Annotated in this window: 13 protein-coding genes; 2 read left to right on the top strand and 11 right to left on the bottom strand. The window is 48.7% G+C overall.

Translation table 11 applies throughout. The annotated features are described in order from the left end of the window. Positions 1-97 precede the first annotated feature (97 nt). The 3 genes from M0Q40_10740 to M0Q40_10730 all read right to left on the bottom strand — a co-directional run bounded on the left by M0Q40_10740 (position 98) and on the right by M0Q40_10730 (position 2,668). Positions 98-676, bottom strand: coding sequence for a glycoside hydrolase family 127 protein (locus tag M0Q40_10740; GenBank protein MCK9223073.1), 579 nt, complete (start codon positions 674-676; stop codon positions 98-100). Between the two features lie 1,511 nt (positions 677-2,187). Next, the gene (locus tag M0Q40_10735) at positions 2,188-2,466 is read right to left on the bottom strand and encodes a spore coat protein (protein MCK9223072.1); all 279 of its coding nucleotides are present in this window, start codon (positions 2,464-2,466) and stop codon (positions 2,188-2,190) included. Between the two features lie 16 nt (positions 2,467-2,482). Then, the gene (locus tag M0Q40_10730; protein ID MCK9223071.1) at positions 2,483-2,668 is read right to left on the bottom strand and encodes a hypothetical protein; all 186 of its coding nucleotides are present in this window, start codon (positions 2,666-2,668) and stop codon (positions 2,483-2,485) included. A gap of 193 nt (positions 2,669-2,861) precedes the next feature. Between M0Q40_10730 and M0Q40_10725 the strand changes: the two genes are divergently transcribed. Next, positions 2,862-5,006, top strand: a complete 2,145-nt coding sequence (locus tag M0Q40_10725; protein ID MCK9223070.1) for an RNA-binding transcriptional accessory protein — start codon at positions 2,862-2,864, stop codon at positions 5,004-5,006. A 41-nt stretch (positions 5,007-5,047) separates the two neighbouring features. On the opposite strand, the gene M0Q40_10720 is transcribed toward M0Q40_10725, so the two are convergent. After that, on the bottom strand, positions 5,048-6,121 hold the full coding sequence (locus M0Q40_10720; GenBank protein MCK9223069.1) for a Gfo/Idh/MocA family oxidoreductase: 1,074 nt from the start codon (positions 6,119-6,121) through the stop codon (positions 5,048-5,050). A gap of 17 nt (positions 6,122-6,138) precedes the next feature. Then, entirely contained in the window at positions 6,139-6,894 is a 756-nt protein-coding gene (locus M0Q40_10715) for a TIM barrel protein (GenBank protein ID MCK9223068.1), read from the bottom strand. A 124-nt stretch (positions 6,895-7,018) separates the two neighbouring features. On the opposite strand from M0Q40_10715, the gene M0Q40_10710 reads away from it, so the two are divergent. Further along, positions 7,019-7,843: an AraC family transcriptional regulator gene (locus tag M0Q40_10710; GenBank protein ID MCK9223067.1), complete on the top strand. Its 825-nt coding sequence runs from the start codon at positions 7,019-7,021 to the stop codon at positions 7,841-7,843. Positions 7,844-7,853: 10 nt separating this feature from the next. Here M0Q40_10710 and M0Q40_10705 read toward each other — a convergent pair whose 3' ends face one another. The 6 genes from M0Q40_10705 to M0Q40_10680 all read right to left on the bottom strand — a co-directional run bounded on the left by M0Q40_10705 (position 7,854) and on the right by M0Q40_10680 (position 18,505). Beyond that, complete coding sequence (locus M0Q40_10705; protein ID MCK9223066.1) at positions 7,854-10,193, bottom strand: glycoside hydrolase family 95 protein; 2,340 nt, start codon at positions 10,191-10,193, stop codon at positions 7,854-7,856. 153 nt (positions 10,194-10,346) lie between these two features. Further along, positions 10,347-11,822, bottom strand: a complete 1,476-nt coding sequence (locus M0Q40_10700; GenBank protein MCK9223065.1) for an arylsulfatase — start codon at positions 11,820-11,822, stop codon at positions 10,347-10,349. A gap of 26 nt (positions 11,823-11,848) precedes the next feature. After that, complete coding sequence (locus M0Q40_10695) at positions 11,849-13,324, bottom strand: sulfatase-like hydrolase/transferase (protein MCK9223064.1); 1,476 nt, start codon at positions 13,322-13,324, stop codon at positions 11,849-11,851. Positions 13,325-13,541: 217 nt separating this feature from the next. Continuing rightward, a complete protein-coding gene (locus M0Q40_10690) occupies positions 13,542-14,789 on the bottom strand; it encodes a sugar ABC transporter substrate-binding protein (protein MCK9223063.1) in 1,248 nt (415 codons plus the stop codon). A 40-nt stretch (positions 14,790-14,829) separates the two neighbouring features. Beyond that, positions 14,830-16,641, bottom strand: a complete 1,812-nt coding sequence (locus tag M0Q40_10685; protein MCK9223062.1) for a glycoside hydrolase family 16 protein — start codon at positions 16,639-16,641, stop codon at positions 14,830-14,832. A 61-nt stretch (positions 16,642-16,702) separates the two neighbouring features. Next, positions 16,703-18,505, bottom strand: a complete 1,803-nt coding sequence (locus tag M0Q40_10680) for a glycoside hydrolase family 16 protein (protein MCK9223061.1) — start codon at positions 18,503-18,505, stop codon at positions 16,703-16,705. Positions 18,506-18,653 lie beyond the last annotated feature (148 nt).

Here is an 18,653-nt window from a genome sequence, read left to right as displayed (position 1 = left end):
TCTGAAGCGTAATTATACCGCCTATTGCTCGCATCGCAAGACCAAGATAGAGAAACTTAAGGCTAGGAACCAACTACAACAACAGGATCTTAACATTCTACATAGTTGTCTTGCGCTGTAGTACTAATGCCAACTCAATTTCCTGATGTCCTGGATAGCCGTCCCTCTTTCCGGTTCCAAAAACTGACACTATGTAGTCAGCGTATCTTCGCATTACGGCTAGGAAATGTTCTTTGCCTGTCGCTTCGTAATGGGCTATGGCGGCTTCGATTAGATGTCCTGCACAGTACAGTTCATGCCATACCCCTAAATTCTTCCAACGTAAGTCCGGTTTTTCCAAGGTAATGAAAGTGTTCAAGTAACCATCGGGCTGTTGGGCGGAAGATATCCTTGTGATCAACCTTTCCACCACATAGTTTAGCTCCGGATCATCATTGCCTATTAACGAATAGCATGCGGCTTCAAGCCATTTGGCAACATCAGAGTCCCAATAGAGAACAGGTTGCGCTTTGGCATTGGGATTTAGATCAAAGGCATCAATTCGGCCTGTTTGCTCACATTTATCGTATATGCTCGGCAATGTGACATCTTGATTGACTGCTATTCGCTTAGACCAGAAGTTGGAGTGTATGGTCACGTTTTTAATGGATAAAGGCTGCAACTTATATGCACCCACTGCTAGTAACCTCCTCTATAACTCTCATAGTTTTTCATGCGCTCTACAGTAGAATGTGATTCAGCTTAGCCGATCAGTAGTTACTACTCCCTGCTATCGGTACAGTAAGTGGTCTGAACAAAGACATATCGTGCATATAGACACTCAACATCCGTCTTCCTCAAGAGGAAGGATAACCCATGCTCCATAGTAACTGACTTCGTCCCATCCGATGGACCACCGTCTTAAGGAAAGTAAGCAGGGGTGCCGATGGTTTCTATGAAGTCTCCTATGAAACATAACCCGGTTGGCACCAACAACTCCCTCAATGTCTAAATCGCGTATATGAATCCGGTATCCTTTAAATCAACTAATGCTAGGGAAAAGTCGTTCTTTCCCAATGGATAAAGGGCTATTCCGTCTACAAGAGATCATAGTGACTGCCTGAACATATAATTGGTCCTTCGGCCAGGCTATTCGGCAATACTAGTCCGGTTACATCCGTAGCTCACTTTACCTAGTTAGTCTCATAGATGATTAGGAAAGCTTGGCTGCAGAGACACAAACTCAGTGTTGTCTGTGCTTCTAAATATAACAGAAGTTTCCATTGGCTACTTATACGTTTGTGATGTGTGAAGGAATTCTGTTATTCAATTGTGACCTGTTTTCCGCTGAATGAGGGGTATCGTCCATTTTCTGCTTCAGTGCCACAGCCCATGGAGCTGCCCAGACTACCATAGTATCTGGTTTTTCCTACACAACTCCTGGCCATATCTAAGGACTATGGCATAGACAATGGCCGCACAGATGCTGGCCCGTCGCCAGCTTCAGAATAATGACTCATAGACGACCTTAAGTACTCGTTCCTTAGCGCCAACGCCAATGTCAGGACAGCTTCTAAGGGGTGAATCATCTCCACCTCGGTAGCGGTTCCCCATTAAGCTTTCCGACGGGGCAAGCTTCTTGGGTTTTTCAGTTCCTTGAAGGGATCGATTTGACCCAATGGACCGTGGCCGGATAAGGAGTGGATGGAAAGGAACTAGGAAGTGGCCTTCCGCTGGTTTCCTCCGCCACTTCGGGCCGGAGACGCTTAGTTCAAGCTAGAGCACGAAGGTGTTCCCCTTCACCCGAGCATTCCAAGAAGGGTCACCACTCGGTTCGCTCAGTTACGCCTATCAGCATGAACTCACGTAGAACAACACAGATACCGTCAAACAGGCAACTGAGGGATACGGTATTCGTCGGGGGAATGACCTTCATTCCCCCGTGTCATGCCCTAGAAAACCTGACAAACACAATAGTACTCTACCTCTAACCATAATAACAAGCTCTCACTAACGATATTGTTCCATTCATACTGATAAAACTCTAAGACATCCCTTCGAATATCTATAGCTCAGTCTCAAATAATGTACGCGTCAACCGTCTCATTTAATGTGCTTCCTAACAGCATTGAGTAAAGTCACTTAAGCAAGAATGCTTATCATGCGACTTTCGTTGATTCCTGGGGGGCAAATCAACGCCCCCGAGACCTAGCGTACTGTAAATCCCATCGGCGTTGCTGCCGAAGTGTAGAATCCACTAATACGTTGGATTTCCTGGGAATCAGCTGGTCCTGCTTCCAGATACCAGTTGTTCGTTGATGCTAGTTTGCTCAGTTCAAGGGAGTCCTTCTCACCTTGGGTTACGTAACTCATCAACGTACCTCGTAGGTTCTGGTTGGAACACTCTAGGGCAGCCTTGAGCGCCTCACTCGTGCCAGTCTTACACATTTCCAGATAGTCTAAGGCCATATCCTTATCGCTTAACATCGTTCCTTATCTCCTTTCAGCTTAGGAATCCCATTAGTTTGTCAGCCATTTGCTGTGAGCCCTTCGCGCCAGACTGGAACATGTTCTTAAGACGCGGATCTTCACATTGCTCTGCATAGAAGGATAGTTTCTTTGCTCCGGTGAGCGCATCGCCAATTAGGTGCCTAATGGACTGCAGCTCTATCTCGTTGATCTTTGGCAAGGTTTTCCCCCCTTAGGTGTTATCTACTGTATATCCTTACCGAAGGGGGAACCCTTAATGCGTATCCGACGCCTAACAACTTCTGCTATTAGAGCCTGTAGATCCCTGACAATCTGTTATGGAGCAACAACAACAGGAGAGCATCACCCACGTATGGTATAATGGCGTTATTAACCTGGTTGGGGGTATTAATGTGCCGGATCTCGTAAGTAGAATTGCCAGGCATACTGGTATTGATCGTTCTAAGGTAGCACCCACCGTGCAATTGATCCTAGAAGGGAACACAGTTCCCTTTATTGCTAGATACCGCAAAGAAGCAACAGGCGGTCTTGATGATCTGCAGATTCACGCTATTGCAGATGCTTACACGTACTTTACAAACCTAGCCAAACGCAGGCAGCAGATTATTGATGCACTGGTGGAACAAGAGAAACTGACCAATGAACTTGCTGAACAAATTGAAGCAGCTTCCACCCAAAGAGAACTAGAGGATATCTATAGACCTTTCCGCAAACAACGCAGCACTAAAGCGGAGAAAGCACGGGAGCTTGGGTTTGGACCCTTGGCTGAACTGTTACTTGAACAACAGCAAAGTCCTAGTGAACTGGCAAAGCCCTTTGCCAAAAAGAACGATTGCACAGTCGAGGAAGCCTTGGAACAGGCAGGCTATATTGTGGCTGATCTGATCAACCATGATGCCCAGCTTCGCCCCAAAGTCCGGGAACTTACATATAATCGGGGAATGATCACATCAGCCTGTAACCTAGAGGATCCGCAGACAGATACCGTATACAATACATACCATGATTTTGCTGAACCGATTCGTCGGATTCCGCCTCATCGGATCCTAGCCCTAAACCGCGGTGAACAAGACGAGAAACTAACCATACGGATCGACCCTCCCATTGATGCAATTGCGAGGTTAATCCAACAGCAGATCATACAACCCTGTTCTCCATGTGCACAGTGGTTAGAGAATATCATCGATTACGCTGTGAAGAACCTTCTCTTACCATCGGTTTTTCGCGAGATCCGCAATATGTTAACGGAGAAGGCAGAGGAACATGCTATTGGAGTCTTCCGCCAGAATCTCAAAGCCTTGCTGATGCAAGCCCCAGTGCAAGGAAAGACTGTCCTAGCTATTGATCCGGGATTTCGTACTGGATGCAAAGTAGCTGTGGTTGATCCCACCGGTCAGGTCTTGGCCACTGCAGCCATTTATCCCCATCCACCCCAACAAGCTGAAAAGGAAAGCATGGACATCCTGCATAGGCTGATTGGGCAACACGGGGTTAATGTAATCGCCATAGGCAATGGCACTGCCTCGCGCGAAACCGAGGATTTCATCGCCCGGTTCAATAAGCAAACGGGACTTGATATTTCCTTTACCATCGTCAGCGAAGCAGGAGCCTCGGTTTATTCAGCATCGGCGGTGGCCAGGCAGGAGTTTCCAGAAATGGATGTCTCATTAAGGGGGGCTGTTTCTATTGCGCGACGGCTCCAGGACCCCTTGGCGGAGCTAGTAAAGATCGAACCCAAGTCCCTAGGTGTAGGGATGTATCAACATGATGTCAATCAGAAAGAATTAACGGAAGCCTTAGAGCGAACCGTCGAGTCCTGCGTGAACAACGTTGGCGTGGATCTAAATACGGCTAGTTCACAACTGCTGCAGTATGTAGCCGGGATCGGTCCTACCCTTGCCGCCAACATTGTGGAGTACCGAAACACGCAAGGACCCTTCTACTCCCGCCAAGAGCTTTTGGACGTTCCCCGTCTGGGCCCAAAAACCTTCGAGCAATGTGCGGGGTTTTTGCGGATTACCCAAGGACAAACGCTTCTAGATAATACTCCTGTACACCCGGAATCCTATGCCCTGGCACGGCGTATCCTGGAACTGGCCCAAAGCAGTGAAGTTAGCTTAGTTAACAAAAACCAACGCATTGATACTGCTAAACGCCTTTCCCAGCTGGATCCGGCCCAACTTAGTCAGCAGACTGGTGCGGGGGAGCCAACCATCATCGACATTATTGAAGCACTATGCACACCCGGAAGGGATCCGCGAAGTGAAATTCCTGGTCCCATCTTCCGCCAAGATGTGCTCCAAATGTCCGATTTACAGCCAGGTATGCAGCTTTCAGGAAGCATTACTAACGTTGTCGACTTTGGGGCTTTCGTGGATATTGGGGTGGAGACAGATGGACTCATCCATATTTCCAAGCTTTCCACCGAATACGTAAAAGATCCCAACACCGTGGTTACAGTGGGCGAACCTGTAAAAGTGGAAGTACTATCAGTTGACAGGGAACGTGGTCGTATTTCCTTGCGCTTGCTAGCTTAAGGAGAAAGCGCAGCCTTCTAGGGCTGCGCTTTGCGATCCGTTTACAGTTCTATTTTCTCAACCGTAACCGCTTTTCCAGTTTCACCAGATTCGTAAATTGCATCGATAATCTGAGCGATTACGATTGCCTCTCGTCCTGCGCAAAGAAGCTTAGCCTCACCCTTAATGGCGTCAACGAAATTGGCGACTTTCGCTTCCTGGGCATTAACAGATAGATTTAGCATTGGTTGCATGTCTACAAGGTTGTTGCCCAACTGGCCATATATTTCAAAGGGACTAAGGTTGGCTCCAGCTTGATCACCATACACTTGCACGTAAATTCCTGTGTCCCTACCATTTAGGGCCCAGCTGACATCGAACATCATTGTGGCACCGTTATCGAATTTGATCATTGCTGCGGCTAGGTCTTCGGTATCGAAGACTCCCTCTTCATTACCACTCATAGCCCAGTATTGTCCGATCCCTTCCACGTGGTAATCACCGAATTTACAGTAGGTTGATGCTAAAACAGAGACAGGCTGGGGCTGTCCCATTAACCAATGGGCCAGATCCAAAGAGTGAACCCCACAGTCGATCAAAGGACCTCCACCGGAGAGTTCCTTCTTGGTGAACCAACCATGGGGATTTCCCCGGCGGCGGAGCCAACCGGCCTTGGCGTAATAGATATCGCCGAATAGTCCGTTGTCTATATATGATTTTAATGTAGACGAATCAAGACGAAACCGATTATTAAACCCAATACTCAGCACTAGCCCAGCCGCTTCAGCTTTTCTTACCATTTCTACAGTCTCTTGTACATTCATGGCCATCGGCTTCTCGCACATAACATGGATCTTGGCATCTAGTGCGTCCATGGTTTGCGCATAGTGAAGATACGTGGGTGTACCGATGCTTACAACATCCAGATTCTCCGTTGCATACATCTTTCGATAGTCGGTATACTGATGTTCTTTGCTAATGCCATACCGTTCCCCGATCATCGCCAAGCGTTTCTCGTCAATATCGCAAATAGCAACAAGCTGTGTATCGGGGTTTTTGCTATAGGCGGGAAGGTGGGCAGATTGACCAATGTTACCTACTCCAACAACACCGGCCCGTAGTTTATAATCACTCATATGATCCTCTCCCTTTTCTACAGAAGTGTCTTGATATACTCTAAGGCTTGTACACTTGTGCCCGAGGGACTAAACTCACAGCCAACATAACCTTGGTAATCACTGTCAGCGATGGCCTTAAAGATGTTGGCGTAATTTAGCTCTCCAGTACCCGGTTCCCGACGTCCCGGTACATCAGCCAGATGGAAGTGCCCGATTAATTCCATGTGTTCTGTGATATTCGCGATGATATTACCCTCGGTAATCTGTTGGTGGTAGATATCAAAGAGAAGTTTAACCTTTGAACTGCCCACTTCGCGAATAATGTCGTACCCTTCGAAGGACGAACTAAGGTAGGTTCCTGGATGGTTGACTATTGTGTTTAGTGGTTCTAGCACGATGGTAATGTTAGCTGTTTCTGCACTTGGTGCAACAGCTTTAAGAATGTCAACGATAGTATCATGTTGCACCTGTGGTTCCACGTTAGGTTGCTGGGGGCCAGAGGTGACAATCAAGCTCTGACAACGGATATCCTGGGCTATGGCTATGTTTTGTTTTAGTTCTACAATAGCTGCATCCATATTGTTAGGATCCGTCAAAGGCTGTGAGGTACCCACCATGCCCACCAAGGTTAAGTCTAGCTCATCCCTTAGTTTCGCAATCCCTGCCAGATCCTTGTCTGCAATCCCCCAGAATTCAAACCCAGGGATACCAAGTTCTGCAACTTTACTAATCCTTTCGAGAAACTTACATTCCCGAAACAACATTTCGACACATACGGATAGTCTTAACATTCTTTCACCTCCTTATTTTCACTTTGATAACATCCCGTACATCTAGTATACTAAGTATTACAAAGGCGTTCAACAACAATAAACGAACACATTTTAGAGATTCGAACATAGGAGGAAATCTGACATGCGCACGCAGGTCTTGACCGTTACACCTAGGGATAAGCATCTACCTGTCTATCTCTGTACTGTAGGCCACACCTATCAACCGCCAATGAAGTATCCCAACGGTTCCCCCCACTATCATTGGCTGCATACCGTATCCGGCGCTGGTATCGTCGAATTCCAGGGAGAAAGCCGAATTCTCTCAGCGGGGAAGGGTTTTCTGATGTATCCTAAGATGCCTTGCCAATACTGGCCCGAAGAGGATCCTTGGGAAGTAATGTGGGTCACCTTTGATGGCAAAAACCTAAATCAATTCCTCGAGGCCTGGGGCATGTCACCGGGCTTTATCGATTTGGTTGATCTACCATACATCAATAGCAGAATCACTGATCTGCTTACGATATCCCCCGGACACTCGGATTACGCTAGTGCTATTCTTTCCAGTTTGCTGTATGCCTTTTTAATCGACTTGGGATGGCAAACCTTTCGGGATGAACATACAACCCAACAAAGAAAGAAGCTTATGCCAGCCCTGAGGTTTATTGGACAGTACTACTGTCGACCAATCTCCGTTGCCGACCTAGCAGAGCAATGTGGTGTCACCACGCAGCATTTGTGTCGCATGTTTCGATCGGTGTTCGGGGTGACTCCCGTAAGCTACCTGACAACCTACCGAGTTAGCAAAGCAAAGGAGCTTCTTTTGGAGTACCCGGATCTCAGTGTCGCAGAGATAGCAGCATTGACTGGTTTTTCAAGCCTCAGTTACTTTTGCACTGTCTTTCGGCGATACGAGAAAACCACCCCGACGGATTTCCGTAGAATGAACATGCAGATAGGTGACTTTTAAAGGGGTTGGATTAGACTGAGACGATCTCATATACTCCTCCGGCTGCAGTATCAAAGCGCAAGGCGCCTTGCTCCTGTTGTAGGCTTGAGACATCCTGGCCTGGTACCAATTGTAGCGGCATCTTTGCTGTTACGCAACATGACTGACCCCTTAGTGAATGGATCCTCGCCTGTAGACGTCGCCCTTCCCATGCAATGTCCACTTCAAATGCACCCCGGGCCAAAAGACCCCGCACAGTTCCCCGGCACCAGCAATCGGGCAAGGCGGGTAGTAAGCAAAGTACACCCCCATGACTTTGGAGCAGCATCTCCGCTACGCCGGCGGTGAATCCGAAGTTTCCATCAATTTGGAAGGGCGGGTGGGACGCTAAAAGATTGGGGTATACCCCACTACCTCCGGGGCTTTGCCCTACCCCCGACAGTAGTAAGCCAATCAGTTGCCTGGCCCTATTGCCATCCTTGAACCGAGCCCACAGATTGATCTTCCAGGCCAGGCTCCAGCCTGTCCCCGCGTCTTTTCGGGATAGCAGCGCAAGCTTTGCCGCGTGAAACAGCGCCGGTGTTTCCTCTGTTATTTGCCGGCCTGGGTAGACGCCAGCAAGGTGGGAGAGGTGCCGGTGATGCTGCTCTTGCCTTTGGAAGTCCTTGAACCACTCTTGTAGCTCTCCTTCTTTGTTGACCTGTAAGGGATATAGTTTTGCCTTCGCCTGGATCAGCTGTGCTTGTAACTGTGGGTCTATCCCCAGTACTTCTTGGGCCTGGATACAATCGGTAAACAACTGCCAAATTAGGCATAGATCCATGGTGGTGGCTATACTTACGGCCACAGCCTGTCCTGACTCTGTAAGAAACTTGTGCTCCGGGGACGTGGAGGGAGCTGTCACCAGATAGCCGTCGGGACCTTCGATCAGCCAATCAAGATAAAACAGGGCGGCCCCTTTCATTAAGGGATAGGCCCGATGCTCCAAAAACTCCCTATCTAATGTAAAGAGATAATGCTCCCAAAGATGCTGACATAACCAAGCCGCGGCCAGGGGCCAAGTAGCCCATACCGGGTCTTCATTGCCGTAGTCCCCCACAGGGGCCGCCTGTCGCCACAGATCCGTATTGTGGTGAGCAACCCAGCCTCTGCAACCGTAGTTAACCTTGGCGGTACTGCTTCCTTTAACCGCCAATTCTTCCATAAGGTCAAATAAGGGTGCGTGGCATTCACCTAGGTTGCAGACTTCTGCCGGCCAGTAGTTCATTTCCGTATTGATATTCATCGTATAGTTGCTGTTCCATGGAGGACGGAGGGAATCATTCCATATTCCTTGCAAATTCGCAGCCTGGGTCCCCGGTCGGGAACTACTAATGAGTAGATAACGGCCGTACTGGAAAAGTAGTACCACAAGCTCTGGGTCTTCCGCTCCGAGCTTTAAGACACGTTGATCAGTGGGCAGGTGTGTCCCCCTCCCTGGGCCAAGGTCAAGACTGACCCGGTTGAACAGGTTCTGGTAGTCTTGGGTGTGTTCCTGCAAAAGCTGTGTGAAAGGTTTCTCCATGGCTAAGCTCAGGTATCGATCTGCAATGGGACCAGGTTCATTTCCTGTCTTGTCGGGAGGACAATCAAATCCGGCGAAGCTTGTGGCTAGACTGACCAATAGCGTTGCCTCGGTGGCGTTGTTTACCCGCAGGCTATGTTCATCACAGCAGATTTGGCATCCTTCTGCTACAACGGCAACGTGAGCTGCAAAGAGCATACCGCCTTCGTTCAGACAGGACCTCGGGTCATAATCGTGGTAGTTTGGGTTATTTCCAGGCGCGCTACCGCTTAACACTAGTACCGGGGGAGTGATTTGTAGCAGATGGGATAACTGGCTATCCATTGTCACACTGAAGCTTAGCCTTCCCCTTTTGTTGGTCTTCAAATGAATGACAAGTACCTGTGCTGGGTAGGAAACGAAAGTCTCCCGAGTATATTGACAACCATCAATCTCATATTCCACACCGGCAACAGCGGTAGCAAGATCCAAGGTCCGCTGGTAATTGGAGGCCTCATCGTGATGCGCAAATTCTAGTCTTAGGGTACCAAAGGGAAGATAGCTCTCTGTATTAGGTCCCATCATCTTCTTACAAAGCTCATTAGCTTCTTCGTATCTACCCTCAAACAGGAGACGTCTGACCTCGGGCAAGTACTCTGTTGCTTCGGGATTATCATGATCCCTTGGTCCGCCGGACCAAAGAGTATCTTCATTCAGCTTAATCGTCTCTGTTTTGACACCACCATAGACCATCGCACCGATCCGTCCATTTCCAAGGGGAAGTGCTTCATTCCATTCCTGGGCCGGATGCTCATACTTTAACTGCATGAAACTAGCCTCCTCTAAGATCCGTGACTACTGGTCTGAAACCGGAAGTTCTTAATCAACGTGATTACAAGTGGGTTCACACCCTCTGTATTTGGCTGCGCGTCTTAGGTGACCTTCCGAGCTAACCATGCTTGACGGCTGTCTTGAGCCCTTTCATACAGGACGGGTTCGCGAACTTGCCAGAAGCTCAGCTAACCTAGTGGACATGCGTTCGGCAATATCCGGATGTTTTGCTGCTAGATTAGCCCTTTGGCCCATATCTTCGCCTAAATGGTACAGCTGAGCTTCCGGAGAGTTACCCATCTCTATTCCGGTATGCTTGCTAACTGCGGGCCCTTGGTATGGTGGGATAAACACCCAATCATCGCACCTAAGCACTGTCTTCGTCCCGATACCCTCGGTGATAAGCTCCCTTCGTCCAAGGGCATCCCGACCTAGCATCGCATCAAGCACATCGAGACTGTCCAAAGCTCCGTCATCCTCGAGGAGCTCACCTACTAGGGAAGCAAAGGTAGCAAGCAGATCCACCTGACAGATGAGTGCCGGAGACTTTCCTGGGTTGACGGTCCCTTGCCAAGTGAGGATGAAGGGTACCCGGGTGCCACCATCATACATGCTGTACTTGCCGCCCCGTAGAGGACCTGTAGGCAGGTGATCTGTATTAAGTTCTACTGCTTGGTCTTGGTAACCATCATCGAGAACAGGACCATTGTCACTGGTGAAAATGATCAGCGTATCCTCCATAAGACCCTGTTGTTCTAGGACATCTAGGATCTGCCCAACGCACCAATCCAGCTCCATAATCACATCTCCCCTTGGGCCAAGGCCGCTACGGCCTGCAAATCTAGGCCCTGGTACCCGGGGCACATGGGGCTGATGGAGCGCATAGTACAGGAAGAACGGTCGATCTTGATGTTCGGTAATGAAGGATGAAGCCTTGCACAAGAACACTTCCGCCATCTCTTCATCCTCCCATAGAGCTGACCGCCCTCCCCGCATGTACCCAATCCGACCAATACCGTTTATGATACTCATATCATGTCCGTGGCTGTGCTTCATGCGCAGTAGCTCGGGATGCTCCCTTCCAGTAGGAACGTCTGGGAAGGGGTTCTGCTGCCCATAGCTGACTTCAATGGGATCTGTCTGATCAAGCCCAACCACTCTTCGTCCCTCGATATAAACACAGGGAACCCGATCATTTGTTGCGGCCATGATGAAAGAGTAATCAAAACCAACATCCAGAGGACATGGGTTGATCTCTTGGTTGTAATCTAGGTTCCCCGCTCCTAGGCCCAAATGCCATTTGCCCACAACACCGGTTGCGTAGCCTGCATCCTTCAGCATCTTTGGCAGGGTCTGTGAACCGGGAGGAATAATCATGGGTGCATCCCCCGGCAGGATATGCGCCTTTTTATTCCGCCAGGGATAGGACCCTGTAAGCAAGCTATACCGGGAAGGTGTACATGTGGCCGCAGTGGCATAGGCTTGGTTAAATACCAAACCTCCACCTGCGAGACGGTCAATATTCGGTGTCGGTATGTGGGTGGAACCGTAACATCCAACATCACCATAGCCGAGATCATCTGCGTACATAATGATGATGTTAGGTCGTCTAGTCTGTTTTTGCATAGATATTCTCCTAGTCATTGTTACTTTTACCAGCCCCGTTTTGGTTGAAACTCTCGGGGATGTCTTTTCCTAAGCTCAGGCACGAAATGCCCCCGGTCGGTTGCTTCAAGGAACTTGGCGTAATTAGCCAGCTGCCCCCTTGCATGGCTTGGTCCCCCTTCTTTCATGACGGTCCAGAGGGGATCACTGGTATCCGGTGAAGTAGCCATCATTGCATCATGCCATTGCAGATAGTGATGGACAGCTTGGTAACACAAAGCTCTTTGGGTTTCAGCTAGGTTGTTTGTCTGGTGGGGATCATCCTTGAGATTGAACAACATCTCATCGGGGAACAAATGAAAACCATCATGATAAGTACGGATATAGATCCAATCATCAAAGCGTACTGCCCGTTGGCATACATGGGCACATTGACTGAGGACCAAAAAAGGTCGAGATATCTTTGCACCATCCCACATCACCGGTGCGTAGCTTCTTCCATCCCACGTGGGGGCTGGGTCCTGCTCTAAAAGATCAGCTAAGGTAGGAAGCAAATCTAGGTTATAATGAAGCCCATCATCGACGTGACCCTTCTGTCCACCGGGCCAACGAATGATCAATGGAATGTGAGTTGTGATTCCATCGGCAGTAGCATGTTCACCGTACAGGCCAAGCTCCCCAATATTCTCACCATGATCTGAGCTAATGATCACGACCACGTCATCGAAGACACCTTCTTGTCTCAATGCAGCAAACAGACGGCCTACATGTAAATCAGCATACCGAATACCGCAATCATACCCATCAACGAAGCGGCGGAGGTCATCCATATCCTTCAGTTCACCGGGATATCGGGGGAATTCCCCTGGCCCTTGGTTGTCATACATCCATAGTGCCCGGGCACCATGGGGTGAAACCATGGCACGATGTTCAGCAAGTCGTTCTTCTGTTAACCATTCCGGCAGGGGATCATTCTCGAAGGGATTGCCGAACTCCACAGGTGCACGGTATGGGGTATGCGGATCCCAGAAGTTGACATGCAAAAACCAGTTTTCCTCTTGGGCATTATCTTCGATCCACTTAAGGGCGATCGCGGAGATTTCCTCCGCCGATTCATGACCGCTTTTTCCGGTATTGTACATTTCGTTAAACCCAGCATAGAACCACCAAGCACTATGGCGCTCTGCAAAGGGACTAATGCTAGCGGTCCTCATCCCACACCTTCTAAAGAATGCAGGCATGCTCTGGAATTTCAGTTTATCCGCAAAACCCCGGTTAGCTCCTTCAAGGCGAAGATCAGCGCTAGTACCACCATGGCCAACAACCCCTGAATGGATGCCGAACCGGCCGGTAAACAAAGCCGCTCGTGATGGTAAACAGGGTGCATCGGAACAATAGACGTTCTCGAAACGGACCCCCTCTTGGGCGATGGAGTCAATGTTTGGTGATGTATTCCGATGGTAACCATAACAACCAAGATGATCTGGACGTAGCGTGTCTATATCGATATACAGGATACGCAAATTCCTTCTCCTCCCTTAATGACCTCTACCATTTTTAAATATAGGGGCAACGGCTATTGAGCGTCTATCCAATCTGGCTTTGGCTATAAAACAGTTCTGTTTGAACTAGGCCTGTTCTACTCAGTCACCTTGCCCCCAGTACATCTCTATTGCCGTGAGTTACAGTCATCTATAGATTTCGTCTTAGAAGGTGCAAGTCCTTCACCTTGGTCACCCTTTACTCCTTTGGAGCAAGGATTGGTGCCAAAGCTTCATCCAGCTGGATCATCGCTGCTGCAACAGGTTTTTCTCCATTGATAATCGCCCGATTTGCTGCGTGCACATGTTCCACCACGTCTGTATATTCAGGGTGCGCAATCTCCATATAGGCATGGTCAAGACCTGTCACAAAGGGTAGTAGACGCGGTTCTCGATCCAACGAGTCCGCCAGCCATTGTTCTCGTACTGGTTGTAAGATACCACCTTCGTTTAACCAAATTGAACCAAACCTGGGATTGGTAAAGAAGGCGGCAACTTGCCAGGCCAGATCCGGATGTTCACTTTGGGACGTTACATAAAGCCCTTGGGCCCAACTACTTGTGGCGGGTATACCATCCTCCAAAACCGGATAGGGTGCGGTGGCAAAGTCCAAACCCGGGGCATTGTTCTTGAGGAAGAAGTAACGATAGCTACCATCAAAGAAGAAAGCCACCTGTCCTTGGGTGAAAGCATTGAGATGCCACACACCAATGGATGCCTGTTGTCTAAAGATGTCGTCATAGACCCCTAGGGCATCAATGACCTTCGGATCGCTAAAGTTGGGCTTCCCTGCAGGGGTAATCCAGTCACTCCCGGCTTGGCGGGCAAAGGATACCAGATACAAAGCTGACCACTCGGGATCCCCCATAAAACCTAGACCAAGCTGCGAATAACTCCCATCCTCTGCCAATAGGGTCAGCTTCCGGCCAATGGAAATGTAATCCTCCCAAGTCTCCGGCACTGTGCCAATACCGTGGCTTGCGAGCATGTTGGTGTTGTAGAATGTCGCAACAGTGTTGATCTCCACCGGCGCAAAGTAGACTTGTCCCTTATAGCTAATTGCATTTAGGATACCAGGCCAGTAACCGGTGGCAAACTCTTGGGCATCCTGAACACCAAAAGCCGAGAAATCTATAGGTAGAACCGCTTCACTCCCAATAAACCAAGGTGCTTGGCGGGTGGGTAAGGTGACAACATCCGGTGCTGCACCACCTGCCAGAGCAACAGCCAGCTTTTGGGCATTGGTTCCGTATACCATCTCTAGCTCAATATTAGGAAACTCTTTCTCAAACTCAGGGATGATCTGTTCTAGGATCCGTTTATACAAAGGCCCCATGGTCCAAAAAGTAACCTTTGTCTTTTCAGCAAAGCTAACCATGGTAAACACTGCGATAAGACCAATAATCGTTACTATTTGAATCAAACGGCAGAACTGTCTTTGTGACATCTTGGACTCCTCCTTATTATTTGACATACCTGTATCTTTCTTAGTGATCATCAATCACCTTTAATCCTTTCAAGGTCCCATGTCCTAGTTGGATGGCGTTGGCACCGGGACCAGGTAAAACTGTGACTCTAATATGGTCCACATCCCCTGCAGAAGGAATGTCTCCATACAGGTTCAATTTCAGCCAACCGGAACTAGAACGATCCAAGATCTCTACCTTGTAATCTATTCCCGACCAACTCTGCATATCCCCTGAGACATCGATCCTGAGCTGCTCGTGAACCTGAGTGTCTTGGGCATATACAATAAAGCTGAAGCCATGAAGATGGGGCAAGGCCCAAATGAGATACTCATTGTCCGCACTGGTTGATGTAATTCGTTGGATATCCCCAAAGAAACTTTCCGCTTCATCGCCCACAAATTCCCATCCGTTTGACCGTTTTACTGTCTTTAGCCGATCAAACTTACCACCGAACCATACCCCTGGGGGTTCGAAGGTTTCTTCAATGGTTTCCCAGTTAGAAACAACGATTCGCTGGGTATCAGTGGAAGTAATCCCTTGATTAGTTCGGATCATAACTAGAAGATCATAGGCTCCATCATCAAGGGTCAGTGTATCAAGGGAAAGCTGATGGGGAATCTTACTTCCTTCATAAAATAGGATCCTCTCCGTTTCCTCAAAAGCCCGCATCGGATCCAGGAAAACCTCTACGGAGCAAATCTTTTCGTCCTCGTCCAGTCCAGACATGATCTGGAAATCCAGCCTTCCTTGCACCCAAGTTTGGCCGGGTAGCTGCAAGGCAAGACGTTTGACTCGGACTTGATGAGAACGCTCCCACTGCTTTCCTTGTGTATCGGTTACCACGACCTTGACCCTATGCTCCTCCTGTTCATCAAAAACGGGCAGACATAAACGTAGATCCTGGGGCACTTTGGCTCCTCTGTAGATCTCCGATTCATTCTGCATGACACAGATCTCCTCCACATCAATCTCTGGAAGAATCTCAAAGCGAACTGGCTCATGTGCAGAAACAACAGCTTGGTTGGCCGGTGAGCTAATCTCTATTTCATGGATTCGCTCATAGACTCTTACATAGTCTATGATGTACTGAGCCGGTAGCTTGGCGTTGCGAATATCCCCTGCCCACTTGCCAACGGTTGCGGTAAGCTGCACCCAAGAAGGAACTTGAGATATACCACCGGCCGAGGTTCGCCAGGTTTCCTGGCCATCAACATAAAAGATATACTCCTCCTCGTTCCATTCCAGAGCAAAGATATGAAAACCATCATAAATACCCGGTATATAAGGGGTTTTTCCCGCGCTTTGATGATGCTCCTCATAGCCGTCCCAATGGAGAGCATGGGAGATGCGATCTTGTTTGGCAAAGGGTGACTCCAGGATATCAATTTCTGTACCGTCTCTTCCTCCATCACCGATCCGATGTGCCCCATCGGTCATCAACCAAAAGGCAGCCCACAGACCTTCCTCCTGCGGTAATTGGGCCCGTATTTCGTAGTATCCGTAAGCTTGCTCAAACTTACCCCTAGTCGTAATCGCACCAAAGTAGTAGCTACCATTGTGCTCACTAATCTGAATGACCAGATGACCCTGACCATCCAAGAAAACTGCTCGGCTTGATCGGTTTCCGTCCATCCAGGGTCGTTCGGGCAAATAGGACCATTTCGTGAGATCTAGCTGATTACCTGCGAAGTTATCCTCGAAGGTAAGCCTCCAACCCGGTTTTTCCGCGGATGGGCTATGTGCAAGCGCCCGGGAGGCTGCGACCAGCATAAATGTAAAACAAAATACCAACACAGTGATTAATACGCCTTTGTTCTTTGTTTGAACCATGGGTTACCACCCCTTACAATTGGCTAATCCACCACCGGTACTAACCTGACTTGCTACTCATTTAGTCAAAGCACCTACCGATAATCTCCCCATGACCTAACTGAACCTGGTCGCTGCTTGTTCCCTCGGTTAAGGTAAGCCGAATATAGCATGGATCCCCTGTAGCGGAGATGTTTCCATAAAGACGCAGTTTTCGCCAACCGCAATCTGAGATAGACACAACTTCCACATGATAAACCTGCCTTTGCCAGGAATTTAGGTTATCTGAGACATCGATCTTAATCTGTTCATACACCTCTTCACTTTGTGCGTAGACGGTAAATTCATACCTATGAAGACGGGGTTGCTGCCAAATAAGATATGCATCCTGTTTGCCGCATGAGGCGATCCGGCTGTTATCTCCAAAGAAGCTCCCAGCTGCATCGGAAGAAAAGAGCCAACCTTCGGATCTCTGGACGGTCTTCAATCGATCAAATTCACCACCAAACCAAGCACCTGGGGACAGGAAAGCTTCCGTGATCGTCTCCCAGTTCTGCACAATGATGCGTCGAACTGCCCTGGAGACGATCCCAGATGTGGTGGTCACTGAAAAGATCAGGTCATAGGCTCCATCATCGAAGTCTAAGGTATCTAGCGGATAAGAGCCAGTCCAGGTGGTCCCTTGATAAACCAGAATTGGTTCTGTATCCTCAAAGGCGCGGATCGGCTGTAGGGACAATTCCACCGATTTTGTCTGTTCATCCCAAGGAAGCCCGATGGTACCTATAACATCGAAGGTTCCATTTATCCGTGGAGTTTCCCCTTGGGGAAGATCTAGTTGTGTACGCCGTACTCGAAAACGAGTTACTTGATCAAAGACACGACCTGAAGTATCGGTAACCGTAACAACTAGACTGTGTTCTAGATCATCTTCGGCCAAATCTATGTCCAGGTGCAAATTTTCAGGCATGCTCGCCCCTTTGTATAACTTTACATTGTCCTGGACAACTTCTATCTGGGCGATGTCAATTGTCGGATCAATGGAAAAGGAGATTGGCGCATCGGCAAGAACTGTGGTCCCTTTCGCCGGTGATTCGATGGCAATCTCGTGGATTCTTTCATAAACCCTAACGTAATCTACCACTAGTTGCGCGGGAAGATCAGCCTTGCGGATATCTCCGCCCCACTGGCCGACTTCAGCAGTAATCTGCACCCACGAAGGAACTTGGGAGACACCTCCCGCTGAAGTTCGCCAAGTAATTTGATCATCCACATAAAAAATGTACTCATCCTCATTCCATTCCAGAGCAAAGGTGTGGAATCCCTCGTAAATACCCGGTATATAGGGCGCATATCCCGCGTTCTGATGATCAGCATCATATCCGTCCCAGTGCAGGGCATGCTGAATCCGATCCTGCTTTGAAAAGGGTGACTCATAGATGTCGATCTCAGTGCCATCTCTGCCCTCATCACCCACCCGATGTGCTCCATCGGTCATGAGCCAGAAAGCTGTCCAGAAACCTTCTTCCTTTGGCAGCTGGCAACATATCTCATAATAACCATAGGCTTGCTCAAACTTACCCCTTGTTGTAATCGCGCCGGAGTAATACTTGCCCTCGTGCTCTCTAACTTGAATAATGAGATGTCCCTCACCATCTAGAAAGGCATCTTTGTGCGACCAATACCCATCTTTTCTTTTTCCCTCGCGTAAATAGGACCATTTTGACAGATCCAGTTGGTCGCCTTCAAAATCATCTTCAAAGACCAATCGCCATCCAGACTTAGCCTTCGAGGATACCGCGGTTTCTGCGTCTGTTCTGTTGGTAGGCCAAATAATCATACAAAGGACCAAGACTATGACCCAGGTCCACATACCTTCTCTCATCAAACCACCTGTCCTTCCAGAGACATTAATACTACAGCGCAAGACAACTATGTAGAATGTTAAGATCCTGTTGTTGTAGTTGGTTCCTAGCCTTAAGTTTCTCTATCTTGGTCTTGCGATGCGAGCAATAGGCGGTATAATTACGCTT

This window comes from Limnochordia bacterium (assembly GCA_023230925.1).
Taxonomy (GTDB): domain Bacteria; phylum Bacillota; class Limnochordia; order DUMW01; family DUMW01; genus JALNWK01.
This window is presented reverse-complemented; position numbering and strand designations above follow the sequence as displayed.

Excerpts from the sequence above, each read along its gene's own strand:
- M0Q40_10715 (MCK9223068.1), bottom strand. The coding sequence starts at position 6,894 with ATGTTAAGACTATCCGTATGTGTCGAAATGTTGTTTCGGGAATGTAAG.
- M0Q40_10720 (MCK9223069.1), bottom strand. The coding sequence starts at position 6,121 with ATGAGTGATTATAAACTACGGGCCGGTGTTGTTGGAGTAGGTAACATT.
- M0Q40_10735 (MCK9223072.1), bottom strand. The coding sequence starts at position 2,466 with ATGTTAAGCGATAAGGATATGGCCTTAGACTATCTGGAAATGTGTAAG.
- M0Q40_10705 (MCK9223066.1), bottom strand. The coding sequence starts at position 10,193 with ATGCAGTTAAAGTATGAGCATCCGGCCCAGGAATGGAATGAAGCACTT.
- M0Q40_10685 (MCK9223062.1), bottom strand. The coding sequence starts at position 16,641 with ATGGTTCAAACAAAGAACAAAGGCGTATTAATCACTGTGTTGGTATTT.
- M0Q40_10680 (MCK9223061.1), bottom strand. The coding sequence starts at position 18,505 with ATGAGAGAAGGTATGTGGACCTGGGTCATAGTCTTGGTCCTTTGTATG.
- M0Q40_10690 (MCK9223063.1), bottom strand. The coding sequence starts at position 14,789 with ATGTCACAAAGACAGTTCTGCCGTTTGATTCAAATAGTAACGATTATT.
- M0Q40_10710 (MCK9223067.1), top strand. The coding sequence starts at position 7,019 with ATGCGCACGCAGGTCTTGACCGTTACACCTAGGGATAAGCATCTACCT.
- M0Q40_10700 (MCK9223065.1), bottom strand. The coding sequence starts at position 11,822 with ATGCAAAAACAGACTAGACGACCTAACATCATCATTATGTACGCAGAT.